The organism is Rhizorhabdus sp. (assembly GCF_018006725.1).
Classification (GTDB): domain Bacteria; phylum Pseudomonadota; class Alphaproteobacteria; order Sphingomonadales; family Sphingomonadaceae; genus Rhizorhabdus.
In genome coordinates this window covers 1-11,428 of the sequence record NZ_JAGMXV010000161.1, presented here as the reverse complement: position 1 = coordinate 11,428, position 11,428 = coordinate 1, and the positions used below count along the sequence as shown (strand labels likewise).

At 64.7% G+C, this 11,428-nt stretch carries 14 protein-coding genes and 1 pseudogene; 1 reads left to right on the top strand and 14 read right to left on the bottom strand.

What is annotated here, in order from left to right:
• From KAY22_RS18935 to KAY22_RS18910, 6 genes are all read right to left on the bottom strand, one after another.
• The coding region (locus KAY22_RS18935; RefSeq protein WP_296624835.1) for a DUF736 domain-containing protein at positions 1–453 on the bottom strand (453 nt) is incomplete at its 3' end.
• Between the two features lie 187 nt (positions 454–640).
• Positions 641–1,165 carry a hypothetical protein gene (locus KAY22_RS18930; protein WP_037444040.1) on the bottom strand — a complete coding sequence of 175 codons (525 nt, stop codon included), beginning with the start codon at positions 1,163–1,165 and terminating at the stop codon, positions 641–643.
• Between the two features lie 119 nt (positions 1,166–1,284).
• On the bottom strand, positions 1,285–1,818 hold the full coding sequence (locus KAY22_RS18925; protein ID WP_037444036.1) for a hypothetical protein: 534 nt from the start codon (positions 1,816–1,818) through the stop codon (positions 1,285–1,287).
• 28 nt (positions 1,819–1,846) lie between these two features.
• Positions 1,847–2,131 (bottom strand): hypothetical protein, encoded by a 285-nt coding sequence (locus KAY22_RS18920; RefSeq protein ID WP_037444033.1) that lies wholly within the window; start codon positions 2,129–2,131, stop codon positions 1,847–1,849.
• A gap of 102 nt (positions 2,132–2,233) precedes the next feature.
• Positions 2,234–2,761, bottom strand: coding sequence for a hypothetical protein (locus tag KAY22_RS18915; RefSeq protein WP_296624834.1), 528 nt, complete (start codon positions 2,759–2,761; stop codon positions 2,234–2,236).
• Between the two features lie 55 nt (positions 2,762–2,816).
• Entirely contained in the window at positions 2,817–5,831 is a 3,015-nt protein-coding gene (locus tag KAY22_RS18910; protein WP_046988524.1) for a Tn3 family transposase, read from the bottom strand.
• 131 nt (positions 5,832–5,962) lie between these two features.
• Here KAY22_RS18910 and KAY22_RS18905 point away from each other — a divergent pair, with 131 nt between their 5' ends.
• Positions 5,963–6,523 (top strand): recombinase family protein, encoded by a 561-nt coding sequence (locus KAY22_RS18905; RefSeq protein WP_019054269.1) that lies wholly within the window; start codon positions 5,963–5,965, stop codon positions 6,521–6,523.
• On the opposite strand, the gene KAY22_RS18900 is transcribed toward KAY22_RS18905, so the two are convergent.
• The 8 genes and pseudogenes from KAY22_RS18900 to KAY22_RS18865 form a co-directional block, all read right to left on the bottom strand.
• Positions 6,518–6,949, bottom strand: coding sequence for a hypothetical protein (locus KAY22_RS18900; protein WP_296624833.1), 432 nt, complete (start codon positions 6,947–6,949; stop codon positions 6,518–6,520). The two genes, KAY22_RS18905 and KAY22_RS18900, sit on opposite strands and share 6 nt — an antisense overlap.
• Positions 6,950–6,955: 6 nt before the next feature.
• On the bottom strand, positions 6,956–7,660 hold the full coding sequence (locus KAY22_RS18895; protein WP_296624832.1) for a hypothetical protein: 705 nt from the start codon (positions 7,658–7,660) through the stop codon (positions 6,956–6,958).
• Between the two features lie 36 nt (positions 7,661–7,696).
• Positions 7,697–8,206: a hypothetical protein gene (locus KAY22_RS18890; protein WP_069336076.1), complete on the bottom strand. Its 510-nt coding sequence runs from the start codon at positions 8,204–8,206 to the stop codon at positions 7,697–7,699.
• A 63-nt stretch (positions 8,207–8,269) separates the two neighbouring features.
• Positions 8,270–8,584, bottom strand: coding sequence for a hypothetical protein (locus KAY22_RS18885; RefSeq protein WP_069336075.1), 315 nt, complete (start codon positions 8,582–8,584; stop codon positions 8,270–8,272).
• A 19-nt stretch (positions 8,585–8,603) separates the two neighbouring features.
• Positions 8,604–9,488 carry a hypothetical protein gene (locus tag KAY22_RS18880; protein ID WP_234792002.1) on the bottom strand — a complete coding sequence of 295 codons (885 nt, stop codon included), beginning with the start codon at positions 9,486–9,488 and terminating at the stop codon, positions 8,604–8,606.
• 27 nt (positions 9,489–9,515) lie between these two features.
• Positions 9,516–10,544 carry a hypothetical protein gene (locus KAY22_RS18875; protein ID WP_069336074.1) on the bottom strand — a complete coding sequence of 343 codons (1,029 nt, stop codon included), beginning with the start codon at positions 10,542–10,544 and terminating at the stop codon, positions 9,516–9,518.
• Positions 10,541–10,900 carry a DUF3768 domain-containing protein gene (locus KAY22_RS18870; RefSeq protein WP_069336073.1) on the bottom strand — a complete coding sequence of 120 codons (360 nt, stop codon included), beginning with the start codon at positions 10,898–10,900 and terminating at the stop codon, positions 10,541–10,543. The genes KAY22_RS18875 and KAY22_RS18870 overlap by 4 nt, the downstream gene beginning before the upstream one ends.
• Before the next feature lie 42 nt (positions 10,901–10,942).
• Positions 10,943–11,302: pseudogene (locus tag KAY22_RS18865) on the bottom strand (hypothetical protein); the annotation flags it as partial.
• Positions 11,303–11,428 lie beyond the last annotated feature (126 nt).

Here is an 11,428-nt window from a genome sequence, read left to right as displayed (position 1 = left end):
CGGCGCGGTGGACTGGCCGAGACCGTCCGGGGTCGGTTCGCTGCCGGTGTCGCTGACGCTGCTGCCATCGGCCCCGAAGGGCGGCGCGATATCCTCGTCCGACTTGATCCCGAGCGCGGACGTCACGTCGCGGCGCTTCTGGGCGCGCTGCCACACGACATTGTACGAGCCGTCGTCCTGGCGGAACGCCGAGACCTGGAGCGGCTGCGCCAGCGAGGGATCGTCGATGCGGCCGTTGAGGAACGCCTCGCCGGTGTTGGTCGAGGTGAGTTCGAAGAAGGCCCCGACCTGCACCCACGTCCGGCTCGGGGTGAGCGCGTGGATTTCGTAGCGCGGCGCGCGCGGGTTGGCGGAATGCACCGGCTTCAGCGCGATCGTCATCGCCACTGCCAGCGTCGAAATGCGGCCCATGAAAATGCCCGCGTCGTTCTGCTTGATCGATCCGATGTTCATGTCGTGTCTCCGTGAGATTGTGCGTCTGGACCCCTTGTCCTCGACACTTTCTCCCATCCTCCTCCTCTCCCCGGCCCCTTGGCCGGGCAGGGCGCGAAAGCGCCCCTCACCGAACGCGTTCTTCACGCGGACGGTGGTGCGATCCGGCCATGCCGGGGAGAGTTTCAGTTGGGCAGATGTCCTGCGATCAGCGCGCTATCTGCCGGGTCAAGGCAGTGCCGATATCGGCATGCGCGGCGACAAGGGCGCCGATCGCGCGCGAAACGACAGCGCTCGCTTCGTCGTCGGGCGTCATGCACCAGCGTTTGCCTGCGTGTCGGATGTCGATCAGTCGATCGGTCCGGTTGTCTATGCCGAACGTATAGCCGTCGCGCTCGCTGACGCCCGCAACCGTGACGTCGGTGGTTTTCTGCATGACAGCGACGATGGGCGGGATCGCGGGCGTCAGCGTCACGATGTCGACGATTTCGGCAGGTGGGACCTTCGCGGGTGCAGGCGGCTTGCCGAGACGGGGCATCGCAGGGATGGGCACCAGGCCATTTACGGCGTCCTGGGCCATGTCCGCTGCCATCGCGGTTGCCATAAAGATCGCGGTGCGCGCGAGATCGTGAGCGATGGCCTCGCGATGCGCGTCGGAGAGCGTCGGCAAAAGATGGCAGAGTTTGGTGTCGAGCGCGAAGGCGACGGGTTCGGCATTGGGATCGATGCACATGGGTCATGACCTTTCGGCAGAGATCCGGACCCCATGTCCGGATTGCCGATCCGCTCCCCCTTCCCTGCCGGCGCAGCCGGTTCCGGCATCGTTCGACGATGCCGGGGCGACGATAAGGGTCAGCCAGAGGGATGTGTGGGATGTTCGAGCGGAGGATGCTCGGACAGATGCCTGCGGGCCGTCGCGAGCTTGCGCAGCGTCGAGGCGAGAAAGAGTCCGTGCGACGTCTGGGGATCGACCAGTCCGGCGCGTTTGTTGAGCCGCGTCTCGTGATGTCGGATCGCGTCGACTGCGACCATGATGTCGTCGAGCGTCAGTGCGACGACCGTGCAGGTGACAGGCAAGGGCACGTTGCGCAGCGCGAAGGCGAGAAAATGGGGTGCGACCGGCAAATGGTGGGCGAGTGCCAGTTCGACGGCGTGTCGCAGCTGGTCCCTGTCGTGTACCAGTTCTTCGAGCAGCCGCGACGCCGGCATCGCGGGAACCGCGCGGAACGCGCCATGTTCGAGCGTGATGGCGATGGGATCGCTCGAGGCGAGACCGATGACATGCTCGGAAAGGATGGCGATGACATCGCCCTCCTCGATGCAGGGTGTGTCGAGGCAGGCGTCATACGCCGCTTCGCTGCTGTCGTAATAATGGACGCGGTACATGGCGCTGTTCCTTTCGAGCTGGGAGGGATCAGGCGTAGCGGGGGCGCTCGGCGGGAAAGCGCGCGGGCGGCAGTCCGGAAAAAACGAAGGCCCGATAGCGTCCGCCGCTATAGGTGACCGAGCTGACCGGCGTGCGATGGCGCTGGAGGCGTGCGAGAAGGCGGTTGGCGCGGTGCATCGCGTCGATCGCGGTCCGTTCGTCGAAATGGAGCGCGATCGCGCGGACGAAAGTGCCGGTATCGTAGAACCAACCGCCCTCTTCAGGGCCGCCATAGGCGCGATCGATCTCGTAGAAGGCAAGGATGCTGCGCATGGGGGACTCCGTTGTTGCCGGGGCTGGAATTCATCCCCGATCCAAGTCCCTCGCTTCCCTCTTCCTTCGGTCAGGCGTCCGATGGTGCCGTCGTGGGGACGGTCATGACGCATCGGTCCGTTGGCGACGTATCGCAGCCTCGGCATGGAGACTGTCAACCAGATCGTTGCGGTCCGAGCGGATCTCGCTGTCGGGATCGGCGATGACCGCTGCGGCGCGGTCGAGCAGGTCGGCAAGGTCGCGATCCTTCCTGCCGCCATCGGGCCGTGTCGGGTGCGCAGCTTCTTCCCCGGCCTTGTCGAGCGAGAGGACCAGGATCGTTGGCTTGCGGGCCTCGTCGAGAGAGCGGCTATCGGCGACGAAGCGTCCGCCGCGGGTTATCGCAAAGGCGTTGAACGTCGGCGAGACCCCGCCGTCGGCGTTGGGAATATGGGTGCCGCGGTCGTGGAACTGGATGTCGATGAACCGGGGCGGTCCGCCGTAAGTCTTTTCGAGAAAGCAGAAGGTGACGCGGCGACCCTCGCTTGTTCTTGCGGTGATGGTGAACGCCCCGTCGGGGACGTCGATCGCCTTGTGCGGGACATCGTTGAACCCGGCAAAGCCGATGGCGAGGGCATCGGCCCGGCTCATGAGGGTCGTGCGGCTGAGCGGAACAGGAAAGTGTCGTAAGGGTCGATATTTCTTTTCAAAAGTCCCATTCGGAATTAGGTTGGCGTAGCGGCCTGAGACCGCCGTTGGCGACGGCGTCGGGCACGGAGAAGTCGTAGCGCCCGAGGAAATTGATGTGACGCCAGGATATCGGCGAAAGTCGGGCGATATCGGCGGGCAACGCGGGTGTCCCTGCATCCCCGAGTTGGCGCACGGCTTCCTGCATGTAGACGGCGTTCCAGTGGACGATGGCGTTGAGGGCGAGACCAAGGACGCCAAGCTGCTCACCTTGGCCTTGGCGCAGAGGGCTTCTGATTTCGCCGCGGTCGCCGTGATGGACGCGCCGCCCGAGCTTGTGGCGCAACTCCTGCCGGTTGAGCTGAAACAATATCCGACGCCGGAATGGTCGGTCGTCGATGTAGCGCAGGATGTGCAGCGTCTTGATGATGCGCCCGAGTTCGGACAGGGCCTTGGCCAGCGTCGTCGGGCGGTCTTTGACCTGCAGCATGCGCATGACGCCTGCGGCCTTGAGGTGACCAAGCTTGAGCGATCCGGCCAGGCGGATCAGGTCCGGCCAGTTTTCCCGGATCAGAGCGATGTTGATCCTGCCCCAGGCGAGCGCATCGAATTGTCCGTAAGTCGCCTGGCGGTCGATCCGCCAGAGCTTCGCGCCGCCGATGTCCGCCAGACGCGGACTGAAACGGTAACCCAGGAGCCAGAACAGGCCGAAAATGGCGTCGGAATAGGCGGCGGTGTCGGTCATAATTTCCAGAGGTTCGAGCTCGGTTTCCTGCTCCAGCAGGAGAGCCAGGACGACCAGGCTGTCGCGCAAGGTGCCGGGGATGACCGCGCCGCCCAGACCGCTGAACTGATCGGAGATCATGTTGTACCAGGTGACGCCGCGCTCCTGGCCATAATATTTGGGGTTGGGACCGGCGTGTATGGCGCTCGACGGAGCGACAAAACGCATGCCGTCGGCGCTGGCCACCTCGCCGGCGCCCCAATGTTGGACGATATCCAGACGACTGTGCGCGGCAACGATCGCGGCGTTCGCCGCGGCGATGGTTTCGGGGCGAATGAAATTCTGACTGACCCAGGAAAGCCGGTCGCGCCGCAGCGCCGCAAATTCCGGGCGGACCACCGGCTCAAGGCCGATGTTGCAGGCACCGCCGACCAGGACCGCGCACAGGCTTGTTTCGAAATGCTCGACGGTGGCCTGACGCTCGCTCAGATGGCTAAAGGATTTGGCAAATCCGGTTCGCGCCATGACTTCAAGAAAGATGTCCGGCATGCCCGCTTTCGGCATGCGGGTCTGGATGGCGGCGCGAAGCGCACGCAGGCTCTCGGGTTCATCGAGCTTATCGAGGGGCGTGACGACGATCCCGGTCTTGCCGGCGACCGTCTCGAACCGCAGGTCCGGATTGTCGACGCTGCGCGCGGCGACATGGCGATATGCCTCGTCGAGCAGGCGCGAGAGACCGTCGATCTCGCTATTGGCGTCGAGGGATCGGCCCAGCGCGCGTGCGACCATCAACCTGGACGTGTGCCAGCTCTCGCCCTCGAGCATCCCGCGCCGGGGATCGCCGTATCGGATGCCCGGCGTGGCGAACACGTCGCGACGCTTGATCGCGAGACGCCACGCATCGATGATCGCGAAGACATAGGCTTTCGGGTCATGCACCCTGCCGTCATGATCCAGGACCTGTTGCCGCCACGCCTTCGGGATCGCGGCGGTCGGTGCACCGCGCATCCTGGCGAGCGACGACCAGTCGTCCACGCCCTTGAGGTAGCTTATCGCGGCCTTGACGGCTTTGCCGCCCGGGGCGGCATCGGTCTCGATGCGGGTGACGACTTCGCGAAACAGTCGTCGGGCGCTCCGCCATTTCGTGCGCAGTTGGTCGTAGGGCTTTGTGTCAACAGGCCTGGCGATTGCCTCCACCTTAGCCATGGCCGCCTCGATATCGGGCCTAGGCAATTGCTCGAAGAGCGTGTCCCGCCATTCGGAAAGGGGCAAGGCGTCGTCGGTCAATACCAGCAGACCCACCCTATGAAGCAGCATCGCAGCGCCATCGAGATCGCGCAGGCTGCGCAGCCGGGCCTGCTTGTCGGCGGCTTCGGCTCCCTTGACCATGTCCGCGAGCAGCGCCTCGGCCAGCTCGGCTGCATCGTCCTGAGCGGCCGCTTCGAGCGTATGAAAGAGCGCGGCTATGGTCGCGGTTCGACGCGGCTCCTGAAGAACGGCGATGGCCGACGGCTTGCCAACGCGCGCCACCCGCGCGAGCCGCTCAAGGCTTGTGGCGGGAACGCCCCGTGGCGGCGATGGCCGCAGATTGAACGCGCGGACCGCATCGAGCCGATCGAGGTGGCGGTAGAGTTCGGTCGGCATGCGCTTGGAGGGAATGGTGCGCAGCGCGTCCAGGGCGGCGAACGTCGACGTGTCCCCTTCGTCAAACAGCGCGGCGATGCGTGCGCGCTGGTCATCGCTCAGAGAGGCGACCAGATTCCGCCAAAGCCGGGTGCGCGCACGATCGCGGATTCTGCCGACCAGGCGCTCGAGCACCGTGACGCCCGGCAGCAGCACCTTGTTGGCGATCAGCCAGGCGGCCGCGCGATCGATCAACGGGGCGGGTCGATCATCACCGCTCCAGCACAGGGCGTAGAGCCACCGCGTCAGCCGGAAACGCGCCACCGCGTTGTCGCCAAAGTCCGTGAAGCCGCAATGCGTCCGGATAAGCGCGAGGTGCCGTATGCGTCGGCTCCCCTGAAAATACGCATGCACGCCGGTGGTGGGCTCAAGGTCCAGCTGCTCGATCACGATCGCCAACACCGACGCCGGGATCTCCGCGGCCGAAATGGGAAATGCGCCCAGAAATCGGACGCTCGTCAGCATCACGGCAAAGCCGAGCCGATTGTGGTCGCCGCGCAGAGTTCCAATGAGGTCGCGATCGGTTTGGTCAAAATGGAAATATCGCGCAAGCTGGTCGGCCGACGGTTCGCCGTCGAAGCGAGCAAACCTCTGACGCTGGGCGTCAGTGAGGTGACGGGTCGGCATACTGTGCGAAACTTTCAACTTTTGCGAAGGCGGAGGGCGGCACCAGGAAACAAGGGCAATTTCTTCGCAAAACATATGTGCGAAACAAAGTCCTTTTGCAGTAACTTTCGCACGCTACTCGGAGCGGCCGCATGAAACTGGGCTACGCACGCGTTTCCACCGAGGACCAGAACCTCGACATCCAGCGCGGACGGCTCTCGCAGGCCGGTTGCGAAATGATGTTCGAGGAGAAGATATCGGGGACGGCGCGCGGTCGCCCCGAGCTCGAAAGGCTGATGGCGCACCTGCGCAAGGACGACGTGCTGGTGGTCGCACGCCTCGACCGCCTGGCACGATCCACGATCGATCTCCTGCACATTGCGGAACGCATCAAGGAAAAGCAGGCTGGATTACAATCGCTTGATGAACCCTGGGCCGACACCACGTCGCCCTCCGGCGTGATGATCATGACCGTGTTCGCCGGCATCGCCCAGTTCGAACGGTCCCTCATCCTGAAGCGAACCGACGAGGGGCGAAAGGCTGCGAGGGCGCGCGGCGTGGCCTTCGGACGCCCAAAGAAAATGCGACCCGATCAGGCCGCGCTCGCCCGCCAGCTCGTGCTCGACGGCAAGTCCATCAGCGCCATCGCGAGAACCTTCAACGTCCACCCGGCAACCATCTATCGCTGTATCGAGCCAAACAGTTCCTTATAACACTTTCCTGTTCCGCTCAGCCGCACGACCCGAAGACCAGGGGCCTATCAGATTGTAGGTTTCGAGCGCCTCGTAGCGCGCCTTGCCGTTGGCAAAGCGCTTGGCCCAGCGATCGAACAGATCACCCGCAGCGCGGCGGACGATCGTGAGGGGCAGACCTGCCAGAGCGGCAAGATCCTCAACCGTCGCCGGGGTCTCGTCCCATTCGGCGCGGCCGAGATCGGCATGGAGGGCAAGGCGACGTTCACGGGGGTGACCGAGTGCGTCGAGCAGCGGGTTGACCGTGAACATCGCGGCCGAGCTGTCCTTGCCGCCCGAAAGGTTGAACACGACCCATGCGCCTGCTGCGATGGCCTCGAGCATGGCGGGAGGCAGTGCGATCGCGGGCAGACCGGATATGCGATGCGATGTATCGGTGTCGAGCATGGCCGATCAGGCCGCGAGGTTTTGCGGAAGTGCCATCCAGTCGAATTCTTCGAATGGCACGTTTTCCCAGGATGCGGCGCGCGAGGGATGATAGACGCTCGCGTGGCAGAGCAATCCGAGACTTTGGGTCGCATCGTTCCAGAAGCCGATATCGCCGCTCGAGGGATCGCGAACGGCGAGCACGACGCCATCGACGCCACTGTCTGCCCCCGCTTCGATGCGGTGCAGTGCGCGCTCGAGGATCGTCTGGGTCGAATGGAAGCGGACGCCGTCCCCTGTGACGACGACACACCCTCCGGCAAATTCGCCGGGACGAAGCCGGTCGCAGTCCGACACCCAGGCAAAGCCGCAGGGAAGCGCGGATTTGCATGCTGCCAGGAGCAGGTTGGCGACCTGTTCGACGCCGAACTGTTCGCCGCTGAACGTGACTTGTGCGTCGTTGGCGTCGTTCGACTGGATGTCGATGGCGCAGTCGAGACAGGGGAAGCCAGGATCGGGAAAGATCGCGAGGAAGGTTCCGAACTTCGAGGCGCCTTCGGGGGGGAAGACAGCCCGAAATGCCGGATCGAGGGCGTCATATTGCCGCGCAAGATCCTCGTCCTCGCCGCCTGTGTCGAGAATCCCGCAGGCTTGCTCGGCGACGCGAAGGAGCATGGCGTCGGCATGGCTCATGAGGATGGTGAAGGCGGCTTTGGTGTAAGTGTTCGCCATGATGCTGATCTCCGTCCGGGTTGGGAACAGGCGCGGTCAGGCGCTTTCGACGTCGGACAGACGCGCGCGTGCGGCCGCGGCCTCGTCCGGGAAGGCGCCTGCAAGGTTGGTGTGGAGGGTCTCGAAATCGGGGACCGGGAAGCGCCCGTCGGGACGCGGGCGAGTGATGAGCAGGGCGCTCACGACCGCGGCGGTGGAATCGGGATGCACGATCCGGGGGGTTTCGCCGTCATGGATGACAGGCGCGCTGAAGCCGGCTTCGAGCCAGGTGCCAAGGCCCTCCTCGACCTGTTCGGCATAGGCACAGACGGCCTCGTCGGTCTCGTCGTCGATGTGCAGGACGAGCGTGACGTAGCGGCCGAAATCGTGGGCGTTTGACAGGGCAGCGAGACGGCAGCCGGGAGGCGGCGCGCCGTAGCGCGCGATCAGCGCGCATTTGTAGGTTGCGATTTCGAGGCGGTTGAGCGCGTCGAAGTCGGGCGATTGGCCAAGCTGCGCGCAATCCTCGTTAGTGGGACCGGCACCGAGGTCGATGACATGGGGCATGGGGTTCTCCGTCGATCGCTATTGATCGATCGCGCCCATCCCCCTCACCTTCTGCCCGGAGGCTCAGTCGCCAAAGAGGCGCCGCTTCATCGCGATCTGCGCCGGTCCATCCTTTGCGCCGAGCGTTTTCAGCCGGTCGGTTTCGAGAATGCGGCCAAGGTCGGCAGGAAGCCGCGCCCAGCGTGACGCGATCGCGATGGCGTCGGAAGCCGATTTCAGCTCGCCAGGTTCCGTCCCGTGCCAGACAATCGTGTCATCCTCGCCATCGAGATGGGGATGCCGTCGTAGAACCTGAACGAAGAAACTGTTCAATGGCCGGTCCCAACCGATGCTGACGCTGATATCGGGTTCGATGCCGGTAAAATCGTGACGGCTCATGTCGCGTCTCCTTGGAAGGTCAATTCCTGACGAATGTTTCCGCCTCACGCCGCAGAATGCCGGGTGACGAAAACCGATCCTGTGTCGTGCCGTTCACGCCTTGGGACAGGCGATCGCGAATGACGTCGCTTCGGCGTGGATAGGCAAGTCGAGGCAGGTCCTGGCCTGTTCGGCGCGCGTCACGGGTCAACTCGAAGCAATAGGTAAATAGCGGGCTTTGCCGATCGCGCGTGAGGATGCCGCGGTTGGTCAGGCGGGTGAGCCAGTCGGCGGGATGTTCGCCGGACATGGGCGCAGGCGCGCCAAGATCCACAAGGTGGGCGATTGCGCCGCCATGTCCTGAATCGAGTGAGCGGATTTTGGAGAGGGCGCGCCCGGATATCGTTTGCCCCGCGAGGCGCAGGACAGTCCTCGGCCTCGTTGTGCCCCGATAGGCCCCGGAGAGAGCGGCATAGACGACGCCGCAATGACCGAAGGCAGGGTCGGAAAAGCTGACGACGGCATCGATGGCAGGTTTGGCCTGGCGCAACAACCTGAAGGCACGGGCTGTAAAGAAGCTCTCGCCGTTGGCTGCGACACTGGGCAGGCACAGGAGACGCTGAAGGACGCAGCCGCGTGCAGCATCGGCATAGCCGGTGTGCCGGCAAATCACCGCGTTGCTCGCGGGTACGCCGAAGACGATCAGACCCACGAGCGAGGAACGCCCCGCGGCGCCCGGGCCGAACAGGCCGCACGCCAGCTGGGCGGCGGGATAGCGTGGCAGGTAATGATGATCGGCGAGGAACGCCCTGGCGATCTCGTGGCTGACGACATCGACGGCATAGCGCGACGGCTCGATCACCGTGTCGTTCGAGACGAAGAGGCTGCGCCGGTCGCGCCAGCGTTGTGAACGGGTGGTGAGCATGGGATCGTCCTTGGGCCCTGGAGCGTGTCAGGCAACGTAGCGCGGCGTCTCGGGCCGCCGGCTGTGCCAGATGTCGGCGGCCCAGCCCTCGACCCAGGCATCTGTTATCGCGTCATGGTCGAGCTCGCCGGTTTCTATAAGGTCGCGGATTTCCGCCCGCGCCTGCGCGATGGCTTGTTCCCAGGGATCGAGCGGCGGGGGCCGGACCGGGATGTCTGCGGCCTCGGTCAAGAAGCGCGGGGGTTCGAGCAGGCGCGCGCATTGGGTTCGATACCAGCGGTCCATGAAGTCGGCTGCAAGCCGGTCCGTCTTGGAGATGCGATGCCGCAGGGCATGCCTTCGAGCCGCGATGCCCCATCCCTGGCTGTCGATCGAGGCAATCCAGCGTGCGAAGGGCGCAAGATAAGGCAGAGCGTCGCCCTTGACCCCGAAGAGATGTGCCTTCGTCCCGATGGGCAGGATATGGGTGAGCCGCTCGACGACGGCGATCAGTCCCTGAGGTCCGTGGGTCGGCCGACGGCACATGCTGCCGATACCGATGACCGAGCCGGGAAGGACGATCGCGTCGATGGAATCGAGCGATCGGGCATAATCGTCGGGCTCGCGGCCCTGGATCACCGGCATGAACCGTTGGCGGATGCCGAGATCGCCGGCGCGTGCGAAGCATTCGCGGTTGGTCGCGGCAGTGCGCGCGACGCGGTCGAGAACCTCTTCCCGGTCATGGGCGACTTCGTGCTCGCAGCAGTAATCGACCGACGATATGCGCCGAAAGGGATAGGATGCGGCCAGGGTCATATAATCGGCGATCGACCATGGCAGGCCGCGGTAGCGCACCATCATGGTGTAGCCTGCGGAATCGAGGTCGAGACTTGCGAGGTCTCTCGCATTGGCGAGGGTCCCGGTTCGCCATCCGGACCATTGCCGCCAACCATCGGCCTTGCGCCAGCGCGACAGGCAATTGGCTGAGATCAGAACGGGCGCGCACAGCGCGGCAGCGCGCGCCAGAAGCGGGCCGTTCGCCAGATGGGGGAGGCCAAGGACGATTTCGATCGTCACAGATCCTCCCGCAGCATGAGCGTCAGCACGCGGCGCGTGATGCGCGCGTCGGCGGGGTCCTGCGAACCATATTCGAGGTGTTCGTCATAATAGTCGATCGAGAAGAAGACGCGGACGTCGCCAACGGTAAACTCGCCGCGATTGCGCTCCTTGTCGCGGGGGTCGAACGTGCAGCGGCGCAGGGCCTGGAGGAGATGGGCCTGCGCGATCGCCTCGGATGCAGGCGTATCGCCGGCAAGAGCGCCGAGGCAGGTGCGGGTGACGACGATGCGGGCGGTGCGATCGAGGCCTTGGCGGCAACGGTCGTTGAGGCGGCCTATGGTGTCGATGCGCGTATCGGTGGCGGCGCAGATCATGATCGATCCTTCCGTTTGCAGGGTTGGTTTTGCGAAATGCGGTCAGGCGGCGATCGCGTGCGCGGGTCCGCGGCCTCGTTGTGGGAAAGCGGCATGGAAGCGATCGAGCCAGTCGGTCATCGTCGGTCGCTCGCCGATGGGTATCTGGCCCGCAACGTCCTGGAACCGGATGAGGTCTGTCGGCGCGTCGCGCACGATGCGGTCGATTTCATCCGGGGGAAGCAGCTGCTCGGCCCGAATGAAGAGCGTCATCGAGCCGGGCCGCGCCCTGGTCGTCCTGCGCCACAGACCTTCGACGGTATGCAGTCGCGGCGCGGCGCGCGCCTCGACGAGAACGATGAGGCGCAGGCACCATGCGGGAAGCGCGCGGATTTCCTCGGGCCGGTTGGCGATGCACAGCCATTATGTCGCCATTGAGACGATCCATTCCCTTTGACGGGATAAGGATATTGTCCCATTATCGATCGGGTCGGGGCAATAAAATGGAAACGCCCAGTGTCATGTCGAGGGTTCAGTGCATCTTTTCCC